The sequence below is a fragment of the Leisingera sp. F5 genome, from assembly GCF_001593695.1.
Genome location: NZ_LUKH01000011.1, coordinates 22,401 through 48,824 on the forward strand (window position 1 = coordinate 22,401; position 26,424 = coordinate 48,824).

The 26,424-nt window shown below is 62.6% G+C and carries 31 protein-coding genes and 1 tRNA gene; 9 read left to right on the plus strand and 23 right to left on the minus strand.

What is annotated here, in order from left to right:
- The first annotated feature begins 25 nt into the window (after positions 1 to 25).
- Both A2I95_RS09220 and A2I95_RS09225 read left to right on the plus strand, forming a co-directional pair.
- Positions 26 to 1,846 carry a M3 family oligoendopeptidase gene (locus A2I95_RS09220; RefSeq protein ID WP_291729478.1) on the plus strand — a complete coding sequence of 607 codons (1,821 nt, stop codon included), beginning with the start codon at positions 26 to 28 and terminating at the stop codon, positions 1,844 to 1,846.
- The gene (locus A2I95_RS09225; RefSeq protein WP_291729479.1) at positions 1,846 to 2,319 is read left to right on the plus strand and encodes a GNAT family N-acetyltransferase; all 474 of its coding nucleotides are present in this window, start codon (positions 1,846 to 1,848) and stop codon (positions 2,317 to 2,319) included. The genes A2I95_RS09220 and A2I95_RS09225 overlap by 1 nt, the downstream gene beginning before the upstream one ends.
- Positions 2,320 to 2,361: 42 nt before the next feature.
- On the opposite strand, the gene A2I95_RS09230 is transcribed toward A2I95_RS09225, so the two are convergent.
- From A2I95_RS09230 to A2I95_RS09240, 3 genes are all read right to left on the minus strand, one after another.
- Complete coding sequence (locus A2I95_RS09230; RefSeq protein ID WP_291729480.1) at positions 2,362 to 2,631, minus strand: DksA/TraR family C4-type zinc finger protein; 270 nt, start codon at positions 2,629 to 2,631, stop codon at positions 2,362 to 2,364.
- 516 nt (positions 2,632 to 3,147) lie between these two features.
- A complete protein-coding gene (rpoH, locus tag A2I95_RS09235) occupies positions 3,148 to 4,044 on the minus strand; it encodes an RNA polymerase sigma factor RpoH (RefSeq protein WP_291729481.1) in 897 nt (298 codons plus the stop codon).
- 174 nt (positions 4,045 to 4,218) lie between these two features.
- Positions 4,219 to 5,244 (minus strand): RluA family pseudouridine synthase, encoded by a 1,026-nt coding sequence (locus tag A2I95_RS09240; RefSeq protein ID WP_291729482.1) that lies wholly within the window; start codon positions 5,242 to 5,244, stop codon positions 4,219 to 4,221.
- Between A2I95_RS09240 and A2I95_RS09245 the strand changes: the two genes are divergently transcribed.
- Positions 5,243 to 5,548 carry a DUF6476 family protein gene (locus tag A2I95_RS09245; protein ID WP_291729483.1) on the plus strand — a complete coding sequence of 102 codons (306 nt, stop codon included), beginning with the start codon at positions 5,243 to 5,245 and terminating at the stop codon, positions 5,546 to 5,548. The genes A2I95_RS09240 and A2I95_RS09245 overlap by 2 nt on opposite strands.
- Before the next feature lie 10 nt (positions 5,549 to 5,558).
- Here the strand turns inward: A2I95_RS09245 and A2I95_RS09250 are convergent, their stop codons facing one another.
- Complete coding sequence (locus tag A2I95_RS09250; protein WP_291729484.1) at positions 5,559 to 6,140, minus strand: hypothetical protein; 582 nt, start codon at positions 6,138 to 6,140, stop codon at positions 5,559 to 5,561.
- A 155-nt stretch (positions 6,141 to 6,295) separates the two neighbouring features.
- On the opposite strand from A2I95_RS09250, the gene A2I95_RS09255 reads away from it, so the two are divergent.
- Entirely contained in the window at positions 6,296 to 6,655 is a 360-nt protein-coding gene (locus tag A2I95_RS09255; protein ID WP_291729485.1) for a hypothetical protein, read from the plus strand.
- Positions 6,656 to 6,999: 344 nt separating this feature from the next.
- Here the strand turns inward: A2I95_RS09255 and A2I95_RS09260 are convergent.
- Together A2I95_RS09260 and A2I95_RS09265 are read right to left on the minus strand one after the other, a co-directional pair.
- Positions 7,000 to 7,076, minus strand: a tRNA-His gene (locus tag A2I95_RS09260).
- A 171-nt stretch (positions 7,077 to 7,247) separates the two neighbouring features.
- Positions 7,248 to 7,754 carry an N-acetyltransferase family protein gene (locus A2I95_RS09265; RefSeq protein WP_367151208.1) on the minus strand — a complete coding sequence of 169 codons (507 nt, stop codon included), beginning with the start codon at positions 7,752 to 7,754 and terminating at the stop codon, positions 7,248 to 7,250.
- A gap of 89 nt (positions 7,755 to 7,843) precedes the next feature.
- On the opposite strand from A2I95_RS09265, the gene A2I95_RS09270 reads away from it, so the two are divergent.
- Positions 7,844 to 8,029 (plus strand): DUF6324 family protein, encoded by a 186-nt coding sequence (locus tag A2I95_RS09270; RefSeq protein ID WP_044008416.1) that lies wholly within the window; start codon positions 7,844 to 7,846, stop codon positions 8,027 to 8,029.
- Positions 8,030 to 8,181: 152 nt separating this feature from the next.
- On the opposite strand, the gene A2I95_RS09275 is transcribed toward A2I95_RS09270, so the two are convergent.
- From A2I95_RS09275 to ribB, 5 genes are all read right to left on the minus strand, one after another.
- Entirely contained in the window at positions 8,182 to 8,664 is a 483-nt protein-coding gene (locus A2I95_RS09275; RefSeq protein WP_291729487.1) for an MmcB family DNA repair protein, read from the minus strand.
- 352 nt (positions 8,665 to 9,016) lie between these two features.
- The gene (locus A2I95_RS09280) at positions 9,017 to 9,346 is read right to left on the minus strand and encodes a hypothetical protein (RefSeq protein ID WP_291729488.1); all 330 of its coding nucleotides are present in this window, start codon (positions 9,344 to 9,346) and stop codon (positions 9,017 to 9,019) included.
- Positions 9,347 to 9,515: 169 nt separating this feature from the next.
- Positions 9,516 to 9,998: a transcription antitermination factor NusB gene (nusB, locus tag A2I95_RS09285; RefSeq protein ID WP_291729489.1), complete on the minus strand. Its 483-nt coding sequence runs from the start codon at positions 9,996 to 9,998 to the stop codon at positions 9,516 to 9,518.
- Positions 9,995 to 10,546 (minus strand): 6,7-dimethyl-8-ribityllumazine synthase, encoded by a 552-nt coding sequence (locus A2I95_RS09290; protein ID WP_291729490.1) that lies wholly within the window; start codon positions 10,544 to 10,546, stop codon positions 9,995 to 9,997. Before A2I95_RS09290 ends, nusB begins: the two co-directional genes overlap by 4 nt.
- Position 10,547: 1 nt before the next feature.
- Complete coding sequence (gene ribB / locus A2I95_RS09295; RefSeq protein ID WP_291729491.1) at positions 10,548 to 11,675, minus strand: 3,4-dihydroxy-2-butanone-4-phosphate synthase; 1,128 nt, start codon at positions 11,673 to 11,675, stop codon at positions 10,548 to 10,550.
- 194 nt (positions 11,676 to 11,869) lie between these two features.
- Between ribB and A2I95_RS09300 the strand changes: the two genes are divergently transcribed.
- Entirely contained in the window at positions 11,870 to 12,922 is a 1,053-nt protein-coding gene (locus tag A2I95_RS09300; protein ID WP_291729492.1) for a proline racemase family protein, read from the plus strand.
- Positions 12,923 to 13,087: 165 nt separating this feature from the next.
- Here the strand turns inward: A2I95_RS09300 and A2I95_RS09305 are convergent, their stop codons facing one another.
- Positions 13,088 to 13,675, minus strand: a complete 588-nt coding sequence (locus A2I95_RS09305; protein WP_291729493.1) for a riboflavin synthase — start codon at positions 13,673 to 13,675, stop codon at positions 13,088 to 13,090.
- A gap of 163 nt (positions 13,676 to 13,838) precedes the next feature.
- Here A2I95_RS09305 and A2I95_RS09310 point away from each other — a divergent pair, with 163 nt between their 5' ends.
- The 3 genes from A2I95_RS09310 to A2I95_RS09320 all read left to right on the plus strand — a co-directional run bounded on the left by A2I95_RS09310 (position 13,839) and on the right by A2I95_RS09320 (position 18,379).
- Positions 13,839 to 15,131 (plus strand): capsular biosynthesis protein, encoded by a 1,293-nt coding sequence (locus A2I95_RS09310; RefSeq protein WP_291729494.1) that lies wholly within the window; start codon positions 13,839 to 13,841, stop codon positions 15,129 to 15,131.
- A gap of 95 nt (positions 15,132 to 15,226) precedes the next feature.
- Complete coding sequence (locus A2I95_RS09315) at positions 15,227 to 16,360, plus strand: polysaccharide biosynthesis/export family protein (RefSeq protein ID WP_291729495.1); 1,134 nt, start codon at positions 15,227 to 15,229, stop codon at positions 16,358 to 16,360.
- 6 nt (positions 16,361 to 16,366) lie between these two features.
- Entirely contained in the window at positions 16,367 to 18,379 is a 2,013-nt protein-coding gene (locus tag A2I95_RS09320) for a capsular polysaccharide biosynthesis protein (RefSeq protein WP_291729496.1), read from the plus strand.
- A gap of 139 nt (positions 18,380 to 18,518) precedes the next feature.
- Here the strand turns inward: A2I95_RS09320 and ribD are convergent, their stop codons facing one another.
- From ribD to rpoD, 11 genes are all read right to left on the minus strand, one after another.
- Entirely contained in the window at positions 18,519 to 19,616 is a 1,098-nt protein-coding gene (gene ribD, locus A2I95_RS09325) for a bifunctional diaminohydroxyphosphoribosylaminopyrimidine deaminase/5-amino-6-(5-phosphoribosylamino)uracil reductase RibD (protein WP_291729497.1), read from the minus strand.
- The gene (nrdR, locus tag A2I95_RS09330) at positions 19,616 to 20,083 is read right to left on the minus strand and encodes a transcriptional regulator NrdR (protein WP_027259687.1); all 468 of its coding nucleotides are present in this window, start codon (positions 20,081 to 20,083) and stop codon (positions 19,616 to 19,618) included. Before nrdR ends, ribD begins: the two co-directional genes overlap by 1 nt.
- Before the next feature lie 122 nt (positions 20,084 to 20,205).
- Positions 20,206 to 20,622: a secondary thiamine-phosphate synthase enzyme YjbQ gene (locus A2I95_RS09335; protein WP_291729498.1), complete on the minus strand. Its 417-nt coding sequence runs from the start codon at positions 20,620 to 20,622 to the stop codon at positions 20,206 to 20,208.
- 60 nt (positions 20,623 to 20,682) lie between these two features.
- Positions 20,683 to 21,108 carry a hypothetical protein gene (locus A2I95_RS09340; protein ID WP_291729499.1) on the minus strand — a complete coding sequence of 142 codons (426 nt, stop codon included), beginning with the start codon at positions 21,106 to 21,108 and terminating at the stop codon, positions 20,683 to 20,685.
- 49 nt (positions 21,109 to 21,157) lie between these two features.
- A complete protein-coding gene (locus A2I95_RS09345; protein ID WP_291729500.1) occupies positions 21,158 to 21,565 on the minus strand; it encodes a hypothetical protein in 408 nt (135 codons plus the stop codon).
- A 321-nt stretch (positions 21,566 to 21,886) separates the two neighbouring features.
- Positions 21,887 to 22,288: a hypothetical protein gene (locus tag A2I95_RS09350; RefSeq protein ID WP_291729501.1), complete on the minus strand. Its 402-nt coding sequence runs from the start codon at positions 22,286 to 22,288 to the stop codon at positions 21,887 to 21,889.
- A 106-nt stretch (positions 22,289 to 22,394) separates the two neighbouring features.
- Positions 22,395 to 22,691, minus strand: coding sequence for a hypothetical protein (locus A2I95_RS09355; protein ID WP_291729502.1), 297 nt, complete (start codon positions 22,689 to 22,691; stop codon positions 22,395 to 22,397).
- Between the two features lie 85 nt (positions 22,692 to 22,776).
- Entirely contained in the window at positions 22,777 to 23,322 is a 546-nt protein-coding gene (locus A2I95_RS09360) for a DUF4166 domain-containing protein (RefSeq protein ID WP_291729503.1), read from the minus strand.
- Positions 23,319 to 23,747: a thiol-disulfide oxidoreductase DCC family protein gene (locus tag A2I95_RS09365; RefSeq protein ID WP_291729504.1), complete on the minus strand. Its 429-nt coding sequence runs from the start codon at positions 23,745 to 23,747 to the stop codon at positions 23,319 to 23,321. The genes A2I95_RS09360 and A2I95_RS09365 overlap by 4 nt, the downstream gene beginning before the upstream one ends.
- Positions 23,748 to 23,784: 37 nt before the next feature.
- Positions 23,785 to 24,321 (minus strand): hypothetical protein, encoded by a 537-nt coding sequence (locus A2I95_RS09370; protein ID WP_291729505.1) that lies wholly within the window; start codon positions 24,319 to 24,321, stop codon positions 23,785 to 23,787.
- Positions 24,322 to 26,310, minus strand: coding sequence for an RNA polymerase sigma factor RpoD (gene rpoD / locus A2I95_RS09375; protein ID WP_291729506.1), 1,989 nt, complete (start codon positions 26,308 to 26,310; stop codon positions 24,322 to 24,324).
- Positions 26,311 to 26,424 lie beyond the last annotated feature (114 nt).

Here is a 26,424-nt window from a genome sequence, read left to right on the forward strand (position 1 = left end):
AGCATTTCTCATAACAGGAGCCCCCATGTTCCAGCTTCCCTTCCCCGTTCGCGACGCAAACGCCTCTGCCGGTTCCGGCAGCCTTGGCAATCTGCCGGAATGGGACCTCAGCGATCTTTACGCGTCTGAGGACGCCCCTGAACTGGCCCGCGATCTGGACTGGCTGGCGCAGGAATGCGCCGCATTTGCCGCCGATTACGAGGGCAAGCTGGCGGATCTGGATGCGGACGGCCTGCTGAAATGCGTCGAGCGCAACGAGAAGATCAACAACATCGCCGGGCGCATCATGTCATTCGCGGGCCTGCGCTATTACCAGCTGACCACCGACGCGGACCGCGCCGCCTTTCTGTCGGATTGCCAGGAGAAGGTGACCGTGGCCACCACCCCGCTGGTGTTCTTCACGCTGGAGCTGAACCGGATTGAAGACAGCGTGATGGACGCGCATCTGGCCGCCAATGCCGATCTTGCCCGCTACGACAGCGTGTTCCGCCGCATCCGCGCCATGAAACCCTACCAGCTGTCGGACGAACTGGAACGGTTCATGCATGACCTTGGCATCGTCGGCGACGCCTGGGAAAAATTGTTTGATGAGACCATCGCCGGTTTGCAATTCACCGTCGATGGCGAAGAGCTGACCATTGAGGGCACCCTGAACCTTCTGACCGATCCCGACCGCAGCAAACGCGAAGCGGCGGCGCGGGAGCTGGCCGCTGTCTTTGCCGAAAACATCAAGACCTTTGCCCGCGTCCACAACACCCAGGCCAAGGAAAAGGAAATCATCGACCGCTGGCGCGGCATGCCCAGCGCCCAGACCGGCCGCCATCTGTCCAATGATGTGGAGCCTGAGGTCGTCGAGGCGCTGCGCGCAGCCGTGGTAGCCGCCTACCCCAAGCTGAGCCACCGCTATTACGAGCTGAAGCGCAAATGGCTGGGCCTGGACGTGATGCAGGTCTGGGACCGTAACGCGCCGCTGCCGCTGGAAGACCCCCGCACCATCAGCTGGGAGCAGGCCGAAAAAACCGTGATGGAGGCCTATAACGCCTTCGACCCCCGCATGGGCGAGATCGCCGCGCCGTTCTTCTCGGATGGCTGGATCGACGCAGGCGTCAAACCCGGCAAGGCGCCGGGCGCCTTTGCCCACCCGACCGTCACCAATGTTCACCCCTATGTGATGCTCAACTATCTGGGCAAACCGCGCGACGTGATGACGCTGGCGCATGAGCTGGGACACGGCGTGCACCAGGTGCTGGCGGCAGAACAGGGCGAGATGCTCTCCTCCACCCCGCTGACGCTGGCCGAAACCGCAAGCGTGTTCGGCGAGATGCTCACCTTCCGCAAGATGCTGGACGGCGCCGAGACCAAAGAGCAGCGCAAGGTGCTGCTGGCCGGCAAGGTCGAAGACATGATCAACACGGTTGTGCGCCAGATCGCCTTTTACGACTTTGAATGCAAACTGCATGCTGCCCGCAGCGAAGGCGAGCTGACCCCGGATGACATCAACGCCATCTGGATGTCGGTGCAGGCCGAAAGCCTGGGCGAAGCGTTCGAGTACATGGAAGGGTATGAGACCTTCTGGGCCTATATCCCCCACTTTGTGCACTCGCCCTTCTACGTCTACGCCTACGCCTTTGGCGACGGGCTGGTGAACGCGCTCTATTCGGTCTACGCCGAGGGAGGCGAGGGTTTCGAGGACAAGTATTTCGAGATGCTGAAAGCAGGCGGTTCCAAGCACCACAAGGAGCTGCTGGCGCCCTTCGGCCTCGACGCCTCCGACCCCAAGTTCTGGGACAAGGGCCTGTCGATGATCTCCGGCTTCATTGATGAACTGGAAGCGATGGAGGGCTGATGCGCCTCTGCTTGCGTCCTGTGGCCCGCAGCGAATTTGATCTGGTCTCCCATATTCAGGTGGAGCCGGATCAGATCCGCTATAGCGGCACTGTGGCGCAAGCGTTTGAAGAAAACGAGGACGGCGTGGATTTTCACGCCATCCTTGACGGCTCCCAAGTGGTCGGGTTCTTCAAGATCGACCGGCTGTATCACGAAACCTACAGCTTTGCCGGGCCGGACGAGCTGGGCCTGCGTGCCTTCATGATCGACCGGGATGAGCAGCGCAAAGGCTATGCCACAGCTGCCGTTGCCGCACTGAAGCCCTATCTGGCCGCGCAGTATCCGGCGCGGCGCGCGCTGATTCTGACCGTCAACATGCAGAATTTCGGCGCCATCCGCTGCTACCGCAAGGGCGGTTTTGAAGACACTGGCGGCATCCACCCCCACGGCATTGCCGGCCCGCAGCACATCCTGCGGATGGGGCTTGGATAGATCCTACGGTAATCCCCCCAATTTTAATGCGGTCCAGCCGCCCTACTTCAACTGGCTGTCTTTCGAGCCGCGCCGGTTGAAGCCCCCGCGCGCCTGCTGGGCGCCGTCGCGCTCCTGCTGGCAGTCGATGCAAAGCTTCACGCCAGGAATGGCCACGCGGCGTTTTTCGGGGATCGGCTCCTCGCATTCGGCGCAATGGGTCAGGCTTTCGCCCACCGGGCGCCTCACCGCTTTCAGCCGCGCCAGTTCATCATTGATCGACGCTTCGATCTGTTCATTCACCGCGCCGTCCTGCGCCCAGCCGCCCGCCATAGACCGTCCTCCTGTGCCAGAGGAAGTGAATGTAGGGCCGCACAGGCGCTCTGCCTAGGGCTGCCTGGGAGAGATTCCCGAGTAAATCTGTCAACTATTTGATTTCATTACATTTTCCGTTGACCAGAAACCTGAGTGCGGCTACACAGGATGCAGAAATTGCACGCAAGCCAGAATCACCAGGCCGCAAGCAGCCAGCACTCCAGCCATCCCTCGGGACAGCCAGACCGCAAGCACCGCCAGCAACCAGAGTGATTTCAGCCAGCCACGCGGATGACCATCAGCCAGCGTTTCTGCCAGCCCCCATTCAGCCGCGCACCCAGCATTTTGCCAGGCCCGTGCCAGACAGGTTTTGCAGCCAGCCTTCGCCAGCATTTCAGGTCAGTCTTTTTGACCCGATGTTTCGCGCGCGAAACATTCCGGCAGGGCCGCTGCCGTAAAGCCAGCATCGATTCCGGCTGACAAAAAAAGGCGGTGCCAAGCACCGCCTTTACAGTCTGCTGCCGGGCCTGGGGATCATGCGCCGGTCAGCATACCCTTTTCGCTCGCCAGATCGCGCATCTTCTTTTGCAGCTTTTCAAACGCCCGCACCTCGATCTGGCGGATCCGCTCGCGGCTGACATTGTATTGCGTGCTCAGCTCCTCCAGCGTCACCGCCTGGTCCATCAGGCGGCGCTGAGTCAGGATATCCTTTTCGCGGTCGTTAAGCACGTCCAGCGCCGCAGCCAGCAGCTCCCGGCGCGCTTCCAGCTCATCGCGGGCCTCGTAATCGCCGGCCTGGTCGGCATCTTCATCCTCCAGCCAGTCCTGCCACTGCATGGTGCCCTCGCCCTCGGAGCCGACCGTGGCGTTGAGAGATGCATCACCGCCCGACATGCGGCGGTTCATCGAGATCACCTCGTCCTCGGTCACGCCGAGGTCAGTGGCGATCCGCTTGACGTTCTCGGGGCGCAGGTCGCCATCTTCCAGCGCGCCGATGCGGGCCTTGGCCTTGCGCAGGTTGAAGAACAGTTTTTTCTGCGCCGAGGTTGTTCCCAGTTTGACCATCGACCAGGACCGCAGGACATATTCCTGGATCGACGCACGGATCCACCACATCGCATAGGTCGCCAGCCGGAAGCCCTTTTCAGGATCGAACTTTTTGACCGCCTGCATCAGGCCGACGTTCGCCTCGGAAATCACTTCGGCTTGCGGCAGGCCATAGCCGCGGTAACCCATGGCAATCTTGGCCGCGAGCCGCAGATGGGAGGTCACCATCTTGTGCGCCGAGGCCGCATCCTGTTCCTCGACCCAGCGCTTAGCCAGCATGTATTCCTCTTCCGGCTCCAGCAGTGGAAACTTGCGGATTTCCTGGAGATACCGGTTCAGACCGCCTTCGGGCGTCGGGGCAGGCAGGTTTGCATAATTCGCCATATAAAGTGTCCCTCCCAAAATGTATAAGGACTTAACATTAGCGCATATGTGTTAGCGCCAAATCCTTTTCAAGGACCGCTTAAGGAATTCTTGTATGCTAGCCCGGCGGAACACGTCTGTGAATTGCATCACAGGCCGGAACACGCTTATTTGCTGGCAATTTACTGGCGCAACCTATTGGCGCAATGCTGCCAGCAATTCCGCCATATCCTGCGGCAGCGGCGCCTCAAACCTGAGCGGCGCACCCGTCACCGGGTGGTTGAATCCCAGGACAGCAGCGTGAAGCGCCTGGCGCGGGAAGGCCTGCACAGCCGCCTGCGCGGCTTCGTTCAGGGCCTTGGCTGCCAGTTTGCGGCGCCCGCCATAGGTGGGATCCCCCACCAGGCCGTGGCCGGCATGGGCCATATGCACCCGGATCTGATGAGTGCGGCCGGTTTCCAGCCAACATTCAACCAGCGCCGCGCAGGCCGGGTTGCCGAACCCCTCGCAGATGCGGGCGCGGGTTACCGCATGGCGGCCGCCCTGAAACAGCACCGCCTGGCGTTGCCGGTCTGTTTTGTGGCGGGCCAGCTGGGTGGTGAGCTTGAGGATATTGCCGGGTTCAAATCTGGCGCCCTTGACGCCGCGCAGCCGCGGGTCGTTGCCGTCCGGCACGCCGTAGCAGATGGCCTGATAATAGCGCTCCACCGTATGTTTTTCGAATTGCACCGCCAGCCCCTGATGGGCTGCATCGGATTTGGCCACCACCAGCAAGCCGCTGGTTTCCTTGTCGATGCGGTGCACGATGCCTGGGCGTTTGACGCCGCCCACGCCTGACAGGTTGCCGCCAAAATGGTGCAGCAGCGCGTTGACCAGAGTGCCGGAGGGCGAGCCCGGCGCCGGATGCACCACCATGCCTGCGGGCTTGTTGATGACGATCAGATCGTCATCTTCGAAAATGACTTCCAGCGGGATGTCTTCGGGGCCGATGTGGCTGTCTTCGGCCTCTTCCACGGTGATCACGATTTGCGCGCCGGCCTCGACCCTGGCCTTGGCGTCCTGCACCACGGCGCCGTCCACTGTCAGCGCGCCCTCCTCAATCAGCCGGGCCAGGCGGGTGCGCGACAGCGAGGCCTCCTCTGGCACATCGCGCGAAACCGCTTTATCAAGCCGCTTAGGCGGGTTTTCCGCGATGACAAACTCAATCCGGCGGCTGCCCATGACTGATCCTTCCGAGACCGAAATCCAAACGGAGCCGCCGCAGATCCGGTTCCTGCGGCGGCTTGTGACCACGCTGACCGTGGTGATGATTGGCGGGCTTGTAGTGATAATCTCGCTGCTTGTCATCCGCTTGCAGGCGGGCGATGCGCCGCTGCCCGCAGAAATCGCCCTGCCCGACGGGATTAAGGCCGAAGCAGTGACACTGGGGCGCGATTGGATTGCGGTGGTCAGCCAAGACAACCGCATCCTGATTTTCGACCGCGAATCCGGCGCGCTCCGCCAGGAGGTGCGGATCAAGGATTGACCCCGCGGGATCAGGACCTGAGCAGCACCTTATTTGAATCGATCGCCGCGGCGATCTGGGCGTATTGCGCCTGCCGCTCCTGCGCGGATTCGGCGCTGCGCAGCAGGACTGTGCCTGCGTCTTCGAAAATGCGGGCAGCCTCCCGGTTCACTGCGGCTTGAGCGGACGGCCTGACAGGCGTCAGCGGCCTGGTGGTGCGTTCAGCCGGGTTTGCGGAGCTGGTGACGCTGACCCGGCTCCGGCCCGGGTCGCTGTTCTGACGGGCCAGCCGCTTCAGCCGGACCGAGGTATCCTGCAGCACGTCGCGCACCTCGTCGTAATCGGTCCCTTGCGGGATGCCGTCTGCGGCTGCTTCCAGCCGTTCAGAGAGACAATCGACCTGCAGCGCCGAATCACCGGTGGCGCGGCAAAAGGCCTTGGCTGCGGACAGGGTGCCCAGCAGCTCGGTCAAAAAGGCAGCCGAACCGAATTCTCCGGCGGGAACCACGACTGTATAGGTCAGGGGCCCAGCGCCCTGTGCCAGTGCGGGTGCTGCGGCCAGACCCAGGCAGGAAACCCCTGCGGTCAAGCTCTTGACGGCTGTCTTAAACATATCGTTACCCTCGCATATCCCCGAAGAACCGCTCATAGCGGAACCGCAGCTGCGCGGCATCTTGCCGGAACATCACCGCTGCGGCGCCGCGATGTTGCTTGGCGCCCGGGCCTTCATTAACCTTAAGATGTTCCAAAGCATAAGGTTGTTTTATCATGTACACCAGTATCTTGCGGGCAGCGGCATTGATTATCCCCCTGTCTTTCACCGGACAGCCCGTATTTGCCCAGTCCGCGGACGCCGCGTTGAACGAAGCCAAGCGGCGTGTGGCCTGCGGTGCCGGTGTTCCGGTATCCGCCACCTATCTGGCAAACGGCACGCTGCAGGTGACCTGCCAGGCACCGGGCGCCGAGGCTGTGGCCCAGGCCGCCGCAAGCGGCCTGCCGGAAACCGGCCTGTCCGCCGGAGCCGCCGCCGGAGCGGTTGCAGGCGTGCTGTTCCTGGTTCTGATCGCCGATGATGATAATGGCACATCGACCACAACAACAACCACGACCACCAGCACAACCGATTGAGGCCAGGTTCTGCTTGCCTGGGGCTGCTGGAGCACTTGTTTTGCGTGCTCCGGCAGAACGGCATGCACCGGCTGGCACAACTCCGCTGCTTTAGCCGGCCCCGCTTGCGGCAGACCCTAGGAGCGCGCCGAATTGCGCGGCCTCAGGTTAATCACCAGAAAAATATCACAACCGCGGTCCCGGCTGTTGGCGCCCAACGGGAGGCGTCAGCGAGTCGGCTGTTCAGCGGCCGGTGCAACTTGGATTGACCGGAATCCGCAATAGAATTGAGACAGCAAAAATCATGTCCGGCAGAAGCGCCAGACCGGTGCCACAGCTGAGATTGCCCACAATGTTTGATTGAGTGGTACCACCTCCCCGGCTCGAACGGGGGACCTCCTGATCCACAATCAGGCGCTCTAACCAACTGAGCTAAGGCGGCACTGTGGGGTCATTTATAGCACGTCCCGGAGGCGCGCAAGAAGTTTTTTTGCCTTTCCGCTGCAGAAATCCGCCGCATCAGACTGCCCGGCGCAACGGCCCGGACCTGACCATGCCGCTGGTTGGAAGTTATCCACAACCGCTTGCAATCATGCACAATTTCCCGCTTCGCTCAGAGCGCTCCGCGCTCTGGTTCCTGGAAAGACAGCCGCCAGGTCTGCTCCACCAGGTCCTGGCCATAGCTGTGCACCGGATGGCTGTCCGTCAGCTGCCAGCCGAAGGCCCGGTAAAGCGCGCAGGCGGTCTGGTGGCTTTCATGGGTTTCCAGCATCATGCCCCGGTACCCCGCTGCACGGGCAAACTCCATGCACTCGCGCAGCAGCCGTTTGCCCAGCCCCTTGCCGCGCGCCGCAGGCGTCAGCAGGAACAACCGCAGCTGCGCTGTGGCGGCATCCTTTTTCATGCAAAACACCGTGCCCAGCCGCTCGCCGCCGCTTTCCGCCATCCAGCCGCGTTCACAGGCGGGATCGTGGCCCGCGCAGAAACTGTGCAGGATATCGGCGACCAGCGGACCGAAGGTTTCATCAAACCCCGCCTCACGGGCGTAAAGATCCTGGTGGCGGGCCGCCAGCCATTGCATGTCGGTTGGAGCGAATCGGCGCAGGGTCACATCCATCATGCAAGCAGCATAGCGCAAAGCCGGCTTGCGTTTCAGCCTGCCCCGGGCTAGCACCGGCTGCAATCCGCTGACCGGCATTGGAGTGTGCAATGAGTATCAACACCGAACGTGACATTGAGGCAAACATGCAAATCGGTCCGACCGATCAGGGTATGGTGCGGATTTTCATTGATACCGGCAGCGTTGAAATCCCGATGGACTTTGACCCGGAAGAAGCCGAGGAGATCGCCGAAGAGATCCGCGCCGCAGCGCAGGCCGCGCGCAGCGTCAAGTAACGCAGCCGTTCCGGCACTCCGCACCCGCCTCTCTGCACTGAACGCAATGGCCTGACAAGACAGCGCCGCAGGCGCGCTGCCGGGCCCAAGGCGGCCAAGGGCGCGCGGCGCAGCCGGGGCACCTGCAGGCGCGGGAGCCTCTCCGCCCGCGGTCAGGCTTCCGGCTCGTCGTCCCCTGCCCCGCCCAGCAGCTGCCCGTCCCGGCCCGGACGCGGGTCGCGCAGGGCCTGCAGCCGGCGGGCGGAATCCACCGCGAACTTCTGGATCAGTTTCCTGCGACGCGCCGGCGGCAACTTGTCTTCCGGCGCCATCCGGATGATCTCGGCATCATACGGGTCCGCAATGATCAGCCCGGTGCCATCCGGCAGCAACTCGGCTGGAAACGCCATATCCACCGCCCAGAAATAGCGATCACACCATTCCAGATAACCCTCCCACTTGCTGTCGGACTGGAAATCGGCCCGGCTGGACTTGCATTCGACAACCCATAGCTCCCCTTTGGGACCCAGCGCCATCACATCGACGCGCAAGCCGCGGGCCGGCACAAATTCCTCCAGTGGTGCAAAGCCCAGCGAGCGCAGATAGCGCGACACCCCGCGGGCGAGTTTCTGTCCGGGCTGCAAGTCGGTCATCATGGGACCGAATGTGAACAATTAGGGAACAAATTGCAATCCTGCGGTTTTGACCGGAATTGACGTGCCTGTGCTGCGTTCCCCTTGTAACCGCGGGCCGGGCAGGCTACTTACGGGTTTGGCGGGTTCTGCCCTTCTCGTGACAGGCAGCATTCCAGTGGCCTTAAGCAATTCCACGGGAGCTGGCTCTGTTCGGACCCTGGTCCGTTTACCTGGCGCCCACCTGTACATACAGGTCCCCGGGAATCAACGCCGCACGGTTGATTGGTGGTCCCGCCGCATTTTTCCTTACCGCCAATGAAAAACCGCGCCTTCCGGATGGAACGCGCGGCGGAATGCTCTGTCTGACTGAGGGTCAGTGGCGGCTGCGCAGCTGGCGCTTACGCTGGGAAGGTTCGTCAGCCGGAACCCGCACCGGCTGGAATTCATTGACCACCGGTGTGCCGCGGCGGGGGCCGCCGTCCTTTTCGGCCATGGCCATCACCGCCCAGGCAAACTGCACGCCGGCAAAGACGATGCCATGCATGAACCACAACAGGAATACCGCCAGCAGTCCGGCATCAGAACTGACAACCAGCCCCCAAAGGTTCATCACGTTGAACCACAGCAGAATCGCTACAAATGCGGCAGCAATGCCGAAGCCGATCACAACGTTGCGGATATACATCTTCACCAGTTCAGGCATCTGAGTCCTCCAGATATGCAACAGGAGGTTATCAGTCTTAACAGCGCCGTCCAGCGCCTCCGAAAGGAATGGGCGGAATTTGTCGCACCCTTTTCGGCCCGGGGAGCCCCAAAGAAAAAGGCGCGCCCTGCGGCGCGCCGTCTTTCAATCGATACTGAAACTTACCGCCTCAGAACGCTTCCGGCCTGGCTTCACGCGCCATGTGATCCAGCACGGCGTTGACGAACTTCGGTTCCTTGCCTTCGGGAAAGAAGGCGCGGGCGATGTCGACAAACTCGTTGATCACAACCTTGGGCGGGGTGTCGGATTGCGTCAGTTCCGAACCCGCGGCGCGGAACAGCGCGCGCAGGGTCGGGTCGATCCGGGCAATCGGCCATTTCGCGACCAGGGCGCGATCGGTCATCTGGTCGATCCGGGCCTGATGGTTCACAGCCTCGCGCACCAGTTTGCGGAAGATCTTATTATCCCCTTCCGCCATCTCATCGCCCTCATAGACAGCGCCAAAGCGGTGATCCTCGAATTCGACAATCACCTTGTCAAAGGTGAGACTGCTGTGTTCCATCTGGAACAGCGCCTGCACAGCATAAAGCCGTGCTGCCGATCTCATCTGATTCTTGCCACTGCCCTTGGGGCGGCTGTCCTGGGTGCTCATGCGCTGGTGGATCCGTTGTCTGTACCGGCGACCTGGTACGCCCCGGTGGGCGCCTTGAAACCGATGCCTTTGGTCTGGGCGCCCCACTTACGCGTGAGTGCAATCAGATGCAAGGCCGCAGCGGCCGCACCGCCGCCTTTGTTCTGGCCGGCGGTATCGGCGCGCACCTCGGCCTGCTTGCGGTTCTCCACGGTCAGGATGCCGTTGCCGATGCACAGGCCCTGCAGGCCCATCAGCTGGATCGCGCGGCTGCTGTCGTTGCAGACGGTTTCATAGTGGGTGGTCTCGCCGCGGATCACACAGCCCAGCGCCACGTAGCCGTCGAAATTCGAGGTGCGGTCGGCGATGGCGATTGCGGTCGGCACTTCCAGCGCGCCGGGCACTTCGACGATCTCGAAAGTTCCGCCTGCGGCTTCGATCTCGGCCGCGGCACCGGTCACCAGATTGTCGGCGATATCCTTGTAGTAAGGCGCCACAACAATCAGCATCTTTACCGGCTTGTCGAACTCGGCACGCGGCAGGGTGTAGTGGGTTTCATGTCCAGCCATATCAATCGTCCTTCAGAATGGGGCGGCTGCCGGTGATGGACAGCCCATAGGCATCCAGCCCGACATATTTGGTCGAGGGCGAGTCGGTCAGCAGCACCAGTTCGTTCAATCCCAGGCTAGACAGGATCTGCGCGCCGATGCCGGTCTGCTTGATGGTCACTGTCCGCGCGCCGTCTTCCTCATTGGCATAAAGCGCATTGCGGGGCTGGCGGAACAAGGTCACCACACCACGGCCTTCTTCGGCGATGATCTCCATCGCGCGGGGCAGCTGGCGGGCCGATTTCGGGCCAAGGCCCAGGATATCCGTTGCCTCATGCAGCGCATGGGTGCGCACCAGCACCGGCTCCGGCGTGGTGATGTCGCCCTTGATCATCACCACATGCTCGATGCCGTGGGTCTGATCGGTGAACAGCCGCATCTCCCACTCGCCGCCGATTTCCGAAGTCACGGTCTCGCGCGAGGTTTCCGCCACCAGGTTGTCGTTGCGGGCGCGGTAGGTGATCAGGTCGGAAATGGTGCCGATCTTCAACCCGTGTTTCTGCGCGTAGCCCACCAGATCGGGCAGACGCGCCATGGTGCCGTCTTCCTTCATGATCTCGCAGATCACCGAAGACGGGTAATGGCCGGCCAGCCGGGCCACATCGCAACCGGCCTCCGTGTGGCCCGCACGGACCAGCACCCCGCCCCGGCGCGCACGCAGCGGAAAGACATGGCCGGGGGTGGCGATGTCGGCGGCGGTGTTGTCCGGATTGATGGCAGTGGCCACGGTCAGCGCCCGGTCGGCAGCGGAAATACCGGTAGACACGCCTTCGCGCGCCTCGATCGAGACGGTAAAGGCAGTCTCATGGCGCGACGAGTTGTGCAGCGCCATCATCGGCAGGCCCAGCTCCTCGATCCGCTCGGCCGGCAGGGTCAGGCAGATCAGCCCGCGGCCGTGGGTAGCCATGAAGTTGATCGCCGCCGCATCCGCAGCTTGCGCCGGGATCACCAAGTCGCCTTCGTTCTCGCGGTCCTCGTGGTCGACCAGGATGAACATGCGGCCTTGGCGGGCCTCTTCGATGATGTCTTCAATCGGGCTGATGGCATCGCGCAATTGCGCCTCAACCGGCCCCGGTGTTTCAAAGCTCATGTAGCAGCCTTTCGATGCGCAAAGGCAGCACGCCTGGCGCTGCGGGTTCTTTCCCTGCCAGATAGCCCAGAGATGCGGCAAATGCCAGTCCCGCAAACGGCACAGAGGGGTCTGGACGCGGCCTGTGCATCTGTGCACAAATGATTTTGGATCCAATTTACGGATCCAGGGAGTCATCGGGGAGGAAGAGGCAGATGCGCGCATCCCGCATTATCCAGGCTGTTGAGGCTCATGCCGAGGGAGAGCCCGGCCGGGTGATCACCGGCGGCATGCCGCTGCTACGCGGCAATTCGGTGTTTGAAAAGATGCAGGACATGGCGGCCAATCATGATGATATCCGCCTGCAAATGCTGCGTGAGCCGCGTGGCAATCCTGGACTGTGCGGCAATGCCATCGTGCCGCCCTGCCATCCGGAGGCCGATGCGGGTTTCATCATCTTCGAGCAGACCGAGTACCCGCCGATGTCCGGCTCCAACACCATCTGCGTGGTGACGGTGCTGCTGGAGACCGGCATCGTGCCGATGGCGGAGCCGGTGACGGAGCTGGTGCTGGAGGCCCCGGCCGGTCTGATCCGGGTACGGGCCGACTGCTGCGACGGCAAGGTGACGCGGGTGGAATTCAAAAATGTGCCGGCCTTTGCGGTGCATCTGGATACGCCGGTGGAGGTTGCGGGGCTTGGCACCGTCACTGTGGATGTGGCCTGGGGCGGGATGTTCTTTGTGCTGGCTGAGGCGGAAACGCTGGGGGTTCCCCTCGACGCAGACAACGGCGCAGAGATCGTACGGGTGTCCGAGGCGATCCGCCATGCCACTGCCGAGCAGCTGCCCGTAGCGCATCCTGAAAACCCGGGAATCACCGGCCCGACGATCACCAACCTGTGGGGCGCACCGGTGGCGCAGGGCACCCACGGCCGCGGGGCGATCACCATCTCGACAGGTCCGTTCGACCCGGAGCACCCGCAGGATGCCAGCGGCATTCTCGACCGCTCCCCCTGCGGCACCGGTACCTGCGCCAAGATGGCGGTGCTGCATGCGCGCGGTCAGCTGGGGATCGGACAGGACTATGTGAACGCAGGGCCCCTGGGCACCACTTTCACCGGGCGCATCACGGCAGAGACGCAGATCGGACCATACAAGGCCATCGTCCCCGCCCTGTCCGGCCAGGGCTGGATCTACGGGCTGTCCAGCTACACGCTGGATCCCAGCGACCCGTTCCCCAAGGGCTATACCGTTGGCGACATGTGGTGACGCGCGCCGCACCAGCGGCGCGCCCGGCCCAACCCTTTTGACGGCATCTGTGATGCAGGCCAAAGGAGCGGGAGCGCTTGGATAACCGGGGCATGAGGGGCGCGGCCCCTCGGCCTCTGGCCTCACCCCGGAGTATTTTAAAAAGATGAAAGTGGCTGCGCAGTTTTAACCGGCCTCCTGCAGACGCGCGACGTAGCGGGCCAGGGTGTCGATTTCCAGGTTGATGCGATCTCCGAGCTTCACATCGCCCCAGGTGGTGACCTCCTTGGTATGCGGAATGAAGTTGATGCCGAAATCGCAACCGTCCACACCGTTCACAGTCAGCGAGGTGCCGTTCAGCGCCACCGACCCCTTGGGCGCAATGAAGCGGGCCAGATCCTTGGGCGCGCGCAGAGTGATGCGGGTGCTGTCGCCCTCGTCCTTCAGTTCCACAACCTCCGCGACGCCGTCCACATGGCCGGACACGATATGGCCGCCCAGCTCGTCGCCCACCTTCAGGGCGCGCTCCAGGTTAACCCGCTTGCCCGTGGTCCAGCTGTCCAGATTGGTTTTGGACACAGTTTCGGCCGAGATTTGCACATCGTACCAGTCCTCACCCAGCGCAATCACTGTCAGGCAAACCCCGTCAGAAGCGATGGAAGCGCCAATGTCGATGGTTGCCGTGTCGTAAGAGGTGCGGATGCGGGCGCGCAGATCGCCCTGCTGTTCCAGTTCGGCGATGGTGCCTACGTCCGTGATAATGCCAGTAAACATGGGTCCGCTCCCCGCAGGTGATATGTCAATGCTGCCGCAGAGGTAGCCAAGCCGCGCGCGCTCTACAAGCCCCGGCTTGCCTTACCCTGCCGCCCGGCCATAGTTTCGCCCCAGTCAATTGTTAATCAATCCTTGAGACTGCCACCGTATTTCTGACACCGGGATGTCACGCCACCTTATGAAACACCGCAACTTTCTGTTCCTGCAGGGCCCCCACGGGCCGTTTTTCGCCGCCCTTGGCCGGATGCTGCGGGCAGCGGGCTGTGATGTGGCCCGGGTGGGGTTCAATGCGGGTGATCAGGCCTTCTGGCGCAGCAAAGACAGCTATATTCCCTTCACAGGCAGCCAACGGGACTGGCCTGAGGTGCTGGCCGGACTGCTGGAAAGCCGCGGCATCACCGACATTGTGCTGTATGGCGACACCCGCCCCATTCACGCCCGTGCTGTTGAGGCCGCGCATCAGCGCGGCATCAGCGTGCATGTCTTTGAGGAAGGTTATTTGCGCCCCTATTGGGTGACCTACGAGCGTGGCGGTGCCAATGGCCATTCGCGGCTGATGCAGATGACGGTTCCGGAAATGCAGGAGGCGCTGGCACTGTCCGACATAGAGGCACCGCTGCCGCCGGCCCATTGGGGCGATATGCGTCAGCATGTGTTTTATGGCGCGCTGTACCATTGGTTCGTGATGTTCCAGAACGGCAAGTACCGCAATTTCCGCCCGCACCGGTCATTGACGGTGACCAAGGAATTCCGGCTGTATCTCAAGCGGTTGCTTCTGATGCCTGCCCAGGCGCTGGAGCGGCGGCTGGCGGAAAGGCGCATCCGAAACGGCGGGTTTCCCTATCATCTGGCGCTCTTGCAGCTCGAGCATGACAGCTCTTTCCAGATGCACTCGCCATTCTCCAGCATGGGCGAGTTTCTGGAGGAGGTGATCCGCGGCTTTGCCGACGGCGCCCCGCGCCACCACCATCTGGTGATCAAGGCGCATCCGCTGGAGGACGGCCGCGCCCAGGTGCGCCGCACCCTGCGCCGGCTGGCGCGCGAGCACGGCATCGAAGACCGGGTGCATTATGTGCGCGGCGGTAAGCTGGCACAGCTGCTGAACGAAGCGCGCACGGCTGTGACCGTCAACTCCACCGCCGGTCAGCAGGTGCTGTGGCGCGGCATTCCGTTGCGGGTGTTCGGGCGGGCTGTTTATGGCAAGCCTGAGTTTGTGTCCGAGCAGCCCATGGCCGAGTTTTTTGCCGCCGCCAGCCGCCCTGACAGCCGCGCCTACAAGGATTACCGGCGGTTCCTGCTGGAAACCTCGCAAGTGCCCGGCGGCTACTACTCCCGCGAGGGGCGCCGCCAGTTGCTGCGCCAGGTGGCCGACATGATGCTGGCGGACGAAGATCCTTATGACGCGCTGCGCTTGGGAACAGCGGCACCGCGGCAACAGTTGCGTCTGGTGACCTGACGCAGCTGCGCCCAAAGACTGGATTTTTCCCTGCTGGCAGGTTAGGTTGCCCCTAAAACTTGAGGCAAACAATAATTGGTCGAGGAGACCGAGCAGTGAAATCCGTTCCCCTTCGCTGGGCGCGTCCAGTGGCGATGCTGGCAGCATTGGCCCTTGCGGCCTCTTGCGGGCTGCCCAAGGTCGGCCCCAACAAGCGCCAGATCTTTGCCGGTTCCGTGCAGCGGGAAGGCGATGCCTTCATCGTCTCCGTCAACGACCGCGTCGCCCGTGCCACCGCCGTTGTGCCCGCCCTTGGCTTTTCCTCCGGCTTCACCTCCGCAGGCCGGCTGACCTCGGACACCATCCGTCCTGGCGACGTGCTGGGCCTGACGGTCTGGGAAAACGTGGATGACGGGCTGCTGGCCGCCGAGGCCACCAACTCCACCGTGCTGGAAGAAGTGCAGGTCGACAGCGCCGGCTATATTTTTGTGCCCTACGCAGGCCGCCTGCGCGCCTCCGGCAATACGCCGGACCAGCTGCGCGAGACCATCACAAAAAAGCTTGAAGACCAGACCCCCGACCCGCAGGTGCAGGTGCGCCGTCTGGCCGGTGACGGCGCCACTGTCAGCCTGACGGGCGCCGTGGGCGGCCAGGGTGTCTATCCGATTGAACGCCCGACCCGGACCCTGTCGTCCATGCTGGCCCAGGCCGGCGGCGTGACGATCCAGCCGGAAATTGCCCAGGTCACCGTGATCCGCGGCCAGGAAAAGGGCAAGATCTGGTTCCAGGACCTGTTCGACCATCCGGAGCTGGATGTGGCCCTGCGCGGCGGCGACCGTATTCTGGTGGAAGAAGACACCCGCTCCTTCACCGCCCTGGGTGCGACTTCGGCCCAGGCGCGGGTGCCATTTGAAAGCCAGGACCTGTCAGCGCTGGAAGCGATTGCCCAGGTGGGCGGGTTGATTTCCACCGCATCCGATCCGACTGGCGTCTTTGTGCTGCGCAACGAGCCTGCCGAGATTGCCAACCAGGTGCTGGGCCGCGATGATCTGATCGGCGCGCAGCGTTTGGTCTATGTGCTGAACCTGACCCAGCCGAACGGGCTGTTTGTTGCCCGCGACTTCGTCATCCGAGATGATGATACGCTGTATGTCACCGAGGCGCCGTATACCCAGTGGACCAAAACGATCTCGCTGCTTGTGACCCCGGTCGGGTCCCTGTCCAGCGTCTCCACCGCGCTTGACGGCTGACACAGCATGCGCCTGAACACGGGCCAAACCAAAGCCGGGAGCCCAGCCTCCCGGCTTTTTGTTTATAACGGCGGCTTTCTAACCCAGCGACGGGTGCGGCGGATCCTGCAGCTGTCCGGCTATGATATCCGGCTGGGCCTGCCGCAGAGCAATGATCTGGTGGGCATCTGGGGAGCTTCGCCCACGGCGCACCGGGGTCTTGCCGTCGCAGAACGGCATGGCTGCGGATTGTTGCGGGTTGAGGATGCGTTTCTGCGCTCGGTTCACCCTGGCCGCGCAGGCGAACCGCCCATGGGGCTGCTGCTGGACCGGTCTGGAGTGCATTTTGATGCCGCCGTGCCTTCGGATCTGGAAAAGCTGCTAGCCAGCCACCCGCTGGATGACGCACATCTGATGCGCCGGGCACGGGATGCGGTTGCCCGCCTCAAGGAAGCGCATCTCAGCAAATACAATGCCTTTGATCCTGCGGCTAGGGTGCCGGAGCCCGGCTATGTCCTGGTGGCGGATCAGGCAAGGGAGGACGCCTCTGTCACCGCATCCGGCGCGGACCGGGCGCGGTTCCTGGAAATGCTGGCCTTTGCCCAGGAAGAACACCCCGGCGCCCGGGTGCTGATCAAGACCCACCCTGAAACCCTGCGGGGCTACCGCGCGGGCTACTACGACGCCAAGGACGCACAAGGCCGGGTGGAGCTGTTCACCGGCAGCACCTCGCCCTGGGCGCTGCTGGAGGGGGCAGTTGGGGTGTATACCGTGTCCTCGCAATTCGGCTTCGAAGCGATCCTTGCAGGCCACAAGCCGCGGATCTTCGGACAGCCGTTTTACGCAGGATGGGGGCTGACCCTAGACGAGGCCCCGCCAGCCCGGCGCCAGCGGCGGCTGACCCGGGCGCAACTGTTTGCGGCGGCGATGATTCTCTATCCCAAGTGGTACGATCCGTTCCGGGATGAATTGTGCAGGCTGGAGACAGTACTTGATAACTTGGAGGCAAGGGCGCGGGCCTGGCGGGACGACCATCGCGGCTGGGCAGCCTCGGGCATGCGGATGTGGAAGCGCAAGCCGCTGCAGAAGTTCTTTGGCGCCGAAACGCGGGTGCTGTTCACCGAAGACCCGGCCAAGGCGCAGGCAAGCGGGCGGATGCGGATGGTCTGGGCCGGCAAGGCGAATGCGGCGCATGATGGCGCTGTGCGGATCGAGGACGGCTTTCTGCGGTCCCGCGGGCTAGGGGCGGAACTGGTGCCGCCCGTGTCGCTGGTGACCGACCGCCAGGGGATCTACTACGACCCGCGCCAGCCGTCGGATCTGGACACGCTGATTGCCCGCCGGGTGGAAATGACCCAGGCAGAGGAGCTGCGGGCCGAGCATCTGGTGCGGTCTCTGGTCCAGGACGGCGTGTCGAAATACAATCTCGGCGGCACCGCCCCTGCCCTTCCCGAGGGCCGCCGGATCCTGGTTCCGGGCCAGGTGGAGGATGACGCCTCGATCCATTGCGGGGCTGGAGCGGTGAGAACCAATCAGGATCTGCTGCGGGCCGCACGGAAGGCCAATCCTGAGGCCGTGATTATCTATAAGCCGCATCCGGATGTGGAGGCGGGCCTGCGCAAAGGCCGGGTTGCAGCAGAGGGGCTGGCGGATGCGGTTGCCTCCCACGCAGACCCCATGGCCCTGCTGGCTAACGTGCAGGAGGTCTGGACGATGACCTCTCTTCTGGGGTTCGAAGCCCTGTTGCGCGGGGTGCCGGTAACCACACTAGGAACACCGTTTTACGCAGGCTGGGGCCTGACTGCCGATCTGGCTCCGGTCCCGCCGTGGCGGCAGGCCCGCGTCACGCTCCTGGGCCTCGCCCATGCGGCGCTGATCGACTACCCGCGCTACTTCGACCCGGTGACCGCCCAGCCCTGCCCGGTGGAAGTGGCAGTGATGCGCCTGCGCGAAGGGCACTTGCCGCACCCGGGGGCCGGCAACCGTCTGCTCTCCAAATTGCAAGGGCTGTTCGCCACCTACGCCCATCTCTGGCGCTGAACGGCCCCCAAACGGAACCGCGGAACTCCCGCGCCTGCAGGTGCCCTGGCTCTGCCAGCGCGCCTTGGCAGCCTTGGGCGTGGCCTGAAACAGGCTCCTGCGACGGGCGGGAGAGCCGGTTCTGCAAGGAAAAGGTTAATCAGCGCAGCGCGCGGGTCCAGCGGTGCAGGATGTCCTTGCCGAGGGGGCGGGTTTCAACCAGCTCAAACCGCGGCGCTTCCTCCAGCCGGCCGATGCCGAGCGCACCGATCGACGGCAACCCCTCGGCACCAATCCCCAGACCAGCAGTGAAGCCGATCAGTTCATCCACCAGATCAAAAGCCAGCAGCGAGGCTGCCAGCGCGCTGCCGCCTTCACAGAACACCCGCGTCAGACCTGCCTGCCCCAGCTGCTGCAGCACATCCGCCGCGTCCAGCTGCACCCCGTGCGACGCACAGGGGATCAGATTGGCACCCAGCCCTTCCCAGGCCTGAATGCGTTCATGATCGGCGCCGTGGCCATGGCAGAGCCAAACTGGCACGTCCTTGGCGGTGCGGGCCATCTGCCCCATCAGCGGCAAGTCCAGGTGGCGCGAGATCACCACCCGCACAGGCTGGTGCTCCACTCCCAGATCGCGCACGGTCAGCGAGGGATCATCAGCACGCGCAGTCCCGCCGCCGACCATCACCGCATCATGGCGCGCGCGCATCGCGTGCACGGCGCGCCGGGCGTCCGGTCCAGTGATCCATTTGCTTTGGCCCGATCCAGTCGCGATGCGCCCGTCGAAACTGGCGGCCAGCTTCAGAGTTACCAGCGGGCGGCCCTGCTCAGTCTTCAGAAAGAACCCGGCATGATCCCGAGCCGCCTGCGCCCCCCATATTCCGGTGACCACCTCGATGCCCGCATCGCGCAGCATCTGAAACCCGTGCCCTGACACACGCGGGTCGCTGTCCTCGATCGCGGCAACAACCCGCGCCACACCGGCATCAATCAACGCCTGTGCGCAAGGCGGCGTTTCGCCGTGATGGGCGCAAGGTTCCAGCGTCACATAAGCCGTGGCGCCGCGTGCGGCCCCGCCAGCCTGCGCCAGTGCCTCGGTTTCTGCATGGGGGCGGCCGCCCGGCCTGGTCCAGCCGCGGCCGACAACGCGGCCGCCCTGCACGATAACGCAGCCCACCGCCGGGTTCGGCCAGCAATTGCCCTGCCCGCGCCGTCCCAGGGACAGCGCCAGCGCCATGAAACGGTGATCAGCGTCCATTATTCTTCCGGTGCAACTGGCGGGCGCAGCTCGTGAACAAAATCCTCGAAATCATCCGCCGCCTGGAAGTTTTTGTAAACGCTGGCAAAGCGCACATAAGCCACGGTGTCGATCCGGGCCAGCGCCTCCATCACGATTTCGCCGATTTTCTTCGAGCCGATATCAGTCTCGCCCATGCTTTCCAGCCGCCGCACGATGCCCGAGATCATCTGATCAATGCGCTCCGGTTCAATCGGGCGTTTCTGCATGGAGATGCGGATCGAGCGTTCCAGCTTGTCGCGGTCGAAATCTTCGCGCTTGCCGCTGGTCTTAATCACCACCAGATCGCGCAGCTGCACCCGTTCGTAGGTGGTGAAACGGCCGCCGCAAGCCGGGCAGAACCGGCGCCGCCGGATCGAAACATGATCTTCGGCAGGGCGTGAATCCTTGACCTGAGTGTCGATATTTCCGCAAAATGGGCAGCGCATCCGCCTGCTCCCTCAATCCTGTCAGCCTATTGTTTGTGCCGGTGTTTGCCCGGTTATCCACAACTATAGGCTACCCTCCAGAATTTGGGTAGAGGTGATTTATAGCCGCTAGATAAAGAGGGTCAAGCCAGATGCGCAGCCACATGCCGCTGGTGCGGACGATCGCGGTGTTCAAACAGGTAGATGCCCTGCCAGGTGCCCAGCACCGGGGCGCCGCGGCTGACAGGGACCGACAGGCTTACCGGCATCATCGCCGCTTTGATATGGGCGGGCATGTCGTCCGGCCCCTCATAGATGTGCCGCAAATAGGCCATTGCGGGATCGGAGGACGGCGGCACCAGGCGCGCAAAGAAGGCCCGAAGATCGGTCTGCACCTCGGGGTCGGCATTTTCCTGGATCAGCAAGGAACAGGACGTATGGCGGACAAACAGGGTCAGCAGCCCATCCTGCAGGCCGGACCCTGTGACCCAGGCCTGCACGTCGCGGGTGAACTCATAAAGCCTCTGGCCGCGCGTCGGAATGGTGAATTCATGCTGCATATAGCTTTTGTGGCGGAACCCAGCCAGGCTGGCAACCGCTGTGCCCCATGAAAGCGGACGCTAAGGCAACCAGCGGTCCCGCCCGGGCAGCCGGTCATAACAATAGGTTTGCGCAGCCGTCACATGCAGATTGTCACCTGCCTCGCGCACATTCAGCGACAGGCTGGAGGACCGGTCAGGAACACCAGGCGGCAGGCCAAAGGCAAATTGCACCGCCTTGCGCCCCGGCCGGTTGACCGAAGGCCCGACCCCGCGCCAGACATAGATGCGCTGATTCACCGGCGCCCGCAGCTGGCGGATCGCAAAATCACCGATGCCGCACCAGTAATCCTGTGCGCCGGTCCCGACCCGGGCCACCACTTCCCAGACACCTTCGGACACTGGCAGCACCTCATGGCGGTTGATTGCCCGCCAGGCGGACGCGGGCATTGGGACAGCCAGAGCCAAGGCCAGCATCCCTGTCAGCCACAGTCTTTTGCGCGTCATCTCAACCTCCCTCTTCTCCGGCCCGGACTGGCAGCGGATCATTCTGATTTCACGGCCGCCCGAACGGTATGAAGCAATATCCGAATGCCTCCTGAACACGCATTGTATCACCAGATTGCAGGCTGTTGACAGACCCGTATCCGCCAGCCGGCGCCGCTGCCGCCAAATTTGCGTCCAGCGTGAACTGAACTGCCGAGCGGCGCCCGGTCGTTTCGCTGGGGCCCAGCCCGCGGGTGATATGCAGATTGCTGTTCCAGGGCACCCGCAGCACGCGCTGCGCGTAATCCGCCGCCCCGCACCAGAAGAGATACCCGTTGCCGGTGTTCGGAATGACTTCGAATACGCCTTCGGATACCGGATTGACCCGGATACTGTGGCGGCTGGTATTGGCAGCTGAACTGTCCGGAAGGGCCATCATCAAAGACGTTGCAAAAAGTGCGGCGGCGGCAAGTTTCATGTCATTTCCCTTTCGTTCAGCGGGGTGCATGCCCGGTCAGGCAGCTCTCCTCCAAGGGTAGGGAAAACTGAAACACAAGCCAGTCACACTGCCGTGCAAGGGCTGGCAAGCGCCGGCTGGTCACTCCGGCCGGCCTCATTCGGCGCCGCTGCCAGCAGCGTAAAGCCGGTATTTTCAGAACCTTGGCCTAGGTCCAGCGGGACCGGTTGACGATCCCCTTTCCGAACAAACAGCCCGCCCTCCGTGACGGCACCGGCGGGCTTCCCCGGCTTGCTGTTCACGCAGTAAGACACATCTTTGTGGAACAATGTGACCGCACCCTCAAAAGGCTGCTGCTTCCACGCAATAGCCATATCCCTGCTGCACCGACATGCTTTCCCCCGGACGAAAACCCAGCGACAGCCAGCCAGTCTTGGGTTCGACACCGCTCCGCTTCGGGTAAAGCGTGAACTGAACCGAAGACCGGCGCCCGGTGGTGACGCTGACATCCCGCCCCCGCACCACGTAAAACCGGTCCATCCAGCCTGCATCCAGCACGCGGCGGGCGTATTCGGCAGCAGCGCACCAGTAATCCCAGGTGCCGCCGGACCCGCGCGGCACCACTTCATAGATCGTGTCATTGACCGGCAGCACCCGCACGCCGCGGGTGGTGGTAAAAGCATCCGCAGCTGCGGGAATGGCGGAAAGGCAAGTCAGGCCTGCTGCGCAAAGGAGGTTTTTCATTCGGAAATATCCCTGTGTTCGCTTCAACATAGGGATTTTCCGCAGCGGCTCCAACAGGCCGGTGCCGCCTTTGCCGCAACCTCTCGCAGATGTGTGAACGCCCGGCTTAGACGCGGGCCGGAAACGGAATGATCTCTGCACTGTCGCGCTGATGGCGCAGCACCCCTTCCAGAATGGCCAGCGCTGCTGCATTCGGGACGGTGCCAGTGTCCGGGTGGAACTTTTCGCGTGCCTGCCGGCGCAGCATATCCTTGGTCTCGACCCCGTCCATTTGCTTAAGCGCATCCCCCTGATCCGCCAAAGCTTCGACCATGAACTGGTTGGCAGTCACCAGATCATTCAGCGACTGAAGCTTTGCAGTCAGCTCCAGCAGAGCCGTGTTCATATCGGTATGTGCAGACATCTTCTTCCCCCCGGAAGGCCAATGGGCAACTGCATTGATTTTAAGGGCCGATGCCGTGCCGGACAATGACAGGGTTAGCAAATGGTTAACGCCTGAGGTCCAGCTCCGGCAGCACCAGATACCCGCTGTAGCGCACCAGCAGGCCGATGCGCGGCAGGCTGGCAGAGATGTCAAACCCCAGATGCCCCTCCGGCGTTTCAAATTCGCTGGAGGCGCTTTGCGGGCAAAGGGTTTGGGGCAGCGGCAGTCCGAACAGCCGGGCCCTCTCCACCGAGACCACCATTGCCCCTTGCTGAACCGAGACGGCCAGGTCCAGTTCGACCAAGCCGAAGCGTTCCACCGCGCGGCCTGTTTGCGGATTGTAGCGCAGGTGCGAGCGGGTCAGGAATTTCCCGAAACTGCGCCGCCATATATGGCCGTTGCCCTGCGGCGTGACGTCCAGCCGGAACCGGGTTTCGCCCATTGGCGGCGGAAAGCCTGCAAGTCCCGCCAGCAGCCGCGCCCAGCGGTTGCCGCCCTCAACCTTGACCCTGCCGTGGCTGCGCTCCGGCGGCTGTGCATGGAACCGCAGCAGGGCCGGCGGCACCTCCAGGTTTTGCGCCGCGATGATGTCGCCAAAGGCATCCCTCATGGCTCAAAGCCACCGTCGGCAAACCGGGCGCGGACCTTCGGGCTTGGGATCATGCAAGTATCAAAGCGGCCGAACAGTCTGTACCGGTTGCGGGCGACGCTGAAGTATAGCGCATCCTTCAGCCGCCCCGGCAGGAACCGGCAGACTGACAGGGCCGGCCAGGGCCAGGGCAGCGCCCGCATCGCCGCAGCAAAGGCATCCAGCCGCTGATAGGTGCAGCCATTGACGATCACCAGATTGGTCTCGAACGTATCCGCCGGGAGGCCGTGTTCGCGGTAAAGCTGCTGGCCTAGCGGCGACTGTGCAGTGGCAAAGGAGAACCGCCCGGCCCGGTCATGGCGCAGCATGAAGTGGAAAAAGCCAGAGCACAGCACGCATTCGCCGTCGAAAACGATGAGGCTCTCTCTTTCTTCGCAGTTAGACAAGGTACAGATCCTTGCATCACATATTGAGAATATCTATTTAGCGACCGTTTGAACCGCGCTTACCAAATGCAGGCAACAATTCATCCGCTATGCTGTCTTCAATTATTTGCAGAACAAGAGGTGCCAGTTCAGGGGCAACGAAATCAGCTTCCAAATGGTACCTACGGAGAAATACTTGATAGTTGCCTTCAAACCATAGCCCCATCTTCAGCGCGTAGGTTTTAGTCTGTTCATCCGCCGAAATGTGCTGCCTTAAACGTTCAGCTATACCGTTCGTCCTTTTGCTTCCCACATAGAGAATGCTGGAATGGCCGCCATTACGTTTAGCCATGAACATTGGATTCGCTCGCGCAGGTCGCACTGCATCGTACCGGGCCAAAGTAGCTATCGGATCATCCCCGCAATCTTTGACCACATAGATCCAGTTTCGGCCTGCTAAATGCCCAAACTCAGGGGCCGCTCCACCCATGTTTCCAGCTATTGGTGGCAGTTCTTCCGCGATCCGAGCTGCACGCGCAAGAGGAATGGCCGCGCTATAGGCGCGGCCAATAGTACCTGCATTTGGCCAGACCACTTACTGATCCAGGAAGCTGCGCAGCTTACGGCTGCGGCTGGGGTGCTTCAGTTTCCTGAGCGCCTTTGCCTCGATCTGGCGGATCCGTTCGCGGGTCACGCTGAACTGCTGGCCAACCTCTTCCAAAGTGTGGTCGGTGTTCATGCCGATGCCGAACCGCATCCGCAGAACCCGTTCCTCGCGCGGGGTGAGCGACGCCAGAACCCGGGTGGTGGTTTCCTTGAGGTTTTCCTGAATGGCGCTGTCCAAGGGCAGCACCGCATTCTTGTCCTCGATGAAATCACCAAGCTGGCTGTCTTCCTCGTCCCCGATCGGGGTTTCAAGGCTGATCGGCTCCTTGGCGATCTTCATCACCTTGCGGACCTTCTCCAGCGGCATCTGCAGCTTTTCGGCCAGCTCTTCCGGAGTCGGCTCGCGGCCGATCTCGTGCAGCATCTGGCGGCCGGTGCGGACCAGCTTGTTGATGGTCTCGATCATGTGGACCGGGATCCGGATGGTGCGGGCCTGATCCGCGATCGAGCGGGTGATGGCCTGACGGATCCACCAGGTTGCATAGGTCGAGAACTTGTAGCCGCGGCGGTATTCGAACTTGTCCACCGCCTTCATCAGACCGATGTTGCCCTCCTGGATCAGATCCAGGAATTGCAGCCCGCGGTTGGTGTATTTCTTGGCGATCGAGATCACCAGGCGCAGGTTCGCCTCAACCATTTCCTTCTTGGCCTGACGGGCTTCTTTCTCGCCCTTCTGGACCTGCTGCACAATGCGGCGGAATTCCGAGATGTCCAGACCGACATACTGGCCGACCTGGGCCATGTCGGCGCGCAGTTCTTCGACCTTATCGGTAGAGCGTTCGATGAACATCTGCCAGCCGCGGCCGGGCTTGCCACCCATGTCAGCAAGCCAGTTCGGGTCCAGCTCGCGGCCACGATAGGCATCAATGAATTCGCGGCGGTTGATGCGGGCCTGGTCGGCCAGCTTGACCATCGAGCTGTCGATCTGCATCACCCGGCGGTTGATGCCATACAGCTGGTCAATCAGCGCCTCGATCCGGTTGTTGTGCAGGTGCAGCCCGTTCACCAGTTCAACGATTTCCGAGCGCAGCGCCTGATAGGTCGCCTCGTCCTGACTGCTGAAGGAGCCGTCCTCGTTCAGGGTTGCCGAGATCCGGCTGTCCTGCATTTCGGACAGCTGCGCAAAGTCGGTCGAGATCCGCTCAAGCGTGACCAGCACCCGGTCCTTAAGCGCGGCCTCCATCGCAGCCAGCGACATGTTGGCCTGTTCATCTTCGTCGTCGTCGTCATCGCTGGCAATCGGGTTGCCGTCGGCGTCCAATTCCGGACCTTCTTCCTTGGCCGGCTTGGCCGCCGCTGCCACGGCGGACGTGTCGACAACCGGGGTCTCGTCCTCGCCGTCCTCATCCAGCTGGTTGCCAAAGGTGGTCTCCAGGTCGATGACGTCGCGCAGGAGGATGTCCTCGGACAAAAGTTCGTCGTGCCAGATGGTGATCGCCTGGAAGGTCAGCGGGCTTTCGCACAGGCCCAGAATCATCGTGTTGCGGCCGGCTTCGATCCGCTTGGCGATGGCAATCTCGCCTTCACGGCTCAGAAGCTCAACCGAGCCCATCTCGCGCAGATACATGCGCACCGGGTCATCAGTGCGGTCCAGCTTTTCAGCCTGGGCGCCGGCCAGCGCAACCTCGCGCGGGCCTTCGGTGGTCACAAGGTCGGTGGTGCCCTTGTTCTCTTCTTCCTCGGCCTCTTCGTCCTCGATGATGTTGATGCCCATTTCGCTGAGCATCGACATCACGTCTTCGATCTGTTCCGAGCTGACCTGATCCGGCGGCAGAACCTGATTGAGCTGATCGTAGGTGATGTAGCCTTTCTCGCGGGCTTCCGCGATCATCTTCTTGACCTGAGTCTGGCTCATGTCGAGTGAGATTTCGGCATCCTGATCGTCAGGTTTGCGGTCGTCGGTGTCTTTGGCGGCCATTCATTGCTCCTACTCAGGGGCTGCGGGGCGATTCGGGTCGCGCGAATCATTAGCGCGATTCTCTGATTCGTCACCCCGTTTACCCAATTTTCCTGTGCTCTTCCTTAGCAAAAC

Excerpts from the sequence above, each read along its gene's own strand:
- ribB (WP_291729491.1), bottom strand. The coding sequence starts at position 11,675 with ATGAGCTTTGAAACACCGGGGCCGGTTGAGGCGCAATTGCGCGATGCC.
- A2I95_RS09255 (WP_291729485.1), top strand. The coding sequence starts at position 6,296 with ATGTACACCAGTATCTTGCGGGCAGCGGCATTGATTATCCCCCTGTCT.
- A2I95_RS09265 (WP_367151208.1), bottom strand. The coding sequence starts at position 7,754 with ATGATGGATGTGACCCTGCGCCGATTCGCTCCAACCGACATGCAATGG.
- A2I95_RS09220 (WP_291729478.1), top strand. The coding sequence starts at position 26 with ATGTTCCAGCTTCCCTTCCCCGTTCGCGACGCAAACGCCTCTGCCGGT.
- A2I95_RS09350 (WP_291729501.1), bottom strand. The coding sequence starts at position 22,288 with ATGAAAAACCTCCTTTGCGCAGCAGGCCTGACTTGCCTTTCCGCCATT.
- ribD (WP_291729497.1), bottom strand. The coding sequence starts at position 19,616 with ATGGACGCTGATCACCGTTTCATGGCGCTGGCGCTGTCCCTGGGACGG.
- A2I95_RS09280 (WP_291729488.1), bottom strand. The coding sequence starts at position 9,346 with ATGCCTGAACTGGTGAAGATGTATATCCGCAACGTTGTGATCGGCTTC.
- A2I95_RS09225 (WP_291729479.1), top strand. The coding sequence starts at position 1,846 with ATGCGCCTCTGCTTGCGTCCTGTGGCCCGCAGCGAATTTGATCTGGTC.
- A2I95_RS09300 (WP_291729492.1), top strand. The coding sequence starts at position 11,870 with ATGCGCGCATCCCGCATTATCCAGGCTGTTGAGGCTCATGCCGAGGGA.
- A2I95_RS09240 (WP_291729482.1), bottom strand. The coding sequence starts at position 5,244 with ATGGGCAGCCGCCGGATTGAGTTTGTCATCGCGGAAAACCCGCCTAAG.
- A2I95_RS09340 (WP_291729499.1), bottom strand. The coding sequence starts at position 21,108 with ATGACGCGCAAAAGACTGTGGCTGACAGGGATGCTGGCCTTGGCTCTG.
- A2I95_RS09270 (WP_044008416.1), top strand. The coding sequence starts at position 7,844 with ATGAGTATCAACACCGAACGTGACATTGAGGCAAACATGCAAATCGGT.
- A2I95_RS09360 (WP_291729503.1), bottom strand. The coding sequence starts at position 23,322 with ATGAGGGATGCCTTTGGCGACATCATCGCGGCGCAAAACCTGGAGGTG.
- A2I95_RS09305 (WP_291729493.1), bottom strand. The coding sequence starts at position 13,675 with ATGTTTACTGGCATTATCACGGACGTAGGCACCATCGCCGAACTGGAA.
- A2I95_RS09310 (WP_291729494.1), top strand. The coding sequence starts at position 13,839 with ATGTCACGCCACCTTATGAAACACCGCAACTTTCTGTTCCTGCAGGGC.
- A2I95_RS09345 (WP_291729500.1), bottom strand. The coding sequence starts at position 21,565 with ATGAAACTTGCCGCCGCCGCACTTTTTGCAACGTCTTTGATGATGGCC.
- A2I95_RS09230 (WP_291729480.1), bottom strand. The coding sequence starts at position 2,631 with ATGGCGGGCGGCTGGGCGCAGGACGGCGCGGTGAATGAACAGATCGAA.
- rpoD (WP_291729506.1), bottom strand. The coding sequence starts at position 26,310 with ATGGCCGCCAAAGACACCGACGACCGCAAACCTGACGATCAGGATGCC.
- A2I95_RS09250 (WP_291729484.1), bottom strand. The coding sequence starts at position 6,140 with ATGTTTAAGACAGCCGTCAAGAGCTTGACCGCAGGGGTTTCCTGCCTG.
- A2I95_RS09275 (WP_291729487.1), bottom strand. The coding sequence starts at position 8,664 with ATGATGACCGACTTGCAGCCCGGACAGAAACTCGCCCGCGGGGTGTCG.
- A2I95_RS09290 (WP_291729490.1), bottom strand. The coding sequence starts at position 10,546 with ATGGCTGGACATGAAACCCACTACACCCTGCCGCGTGCCGAGTTCGAC.
- A2I95_RS09355 (WP_291729502.1), bottom strand. The coding sequence starts at position 22,691 with ATGTCTGCACATACCGATATGAACACGGCTCTGCTGGAGCTGACTGCA.
- nusB (WP_291729489.1), bottom strand. The coding sequence starts at position 9,998 with ATGAGCACCCAGGACAGCCGCCCCAAGGGCAGTGGCAAGAATCAGATG.
- A2I95_RS09245 (WP_291729483.1), top strand. The coding sequence starts at position 5,243 with ATGACTGATCCTTCCGAGACCGAAATCCAAACGGAGCCGCCGCAGATC.
- nrdR (WP_027259687.1), bottom strand. The coding sequence starts at position 20,083 with ATGCGCTGCCCATTTTGCGGAAATATCGACACTCAGGTCAAGGATTCA.
- rpoH (WP_291729481.1), bottom strand. The coding sequence starts at position 4,044 with ATGGCGAATTATGCAAACCTGCCTGCCCCGACGCCCGAAGGCGGTCTG.
- A2I95_RS09335 (WP_291729498.1), bottom strand. The coding sequence starts at position 20,622 with ATGCAGCATGAATTCACCATTCCGACGCGCGGCCAGAGGCTTTATGAG.
- A2I95_RS09320 (WP_291729496.1), top strand. The coding sequence starts at position 16,367 with ATGCGCCTGAACACGGGCCAAACCAAAGCCGGGAGCCCAGCCTCCCGG.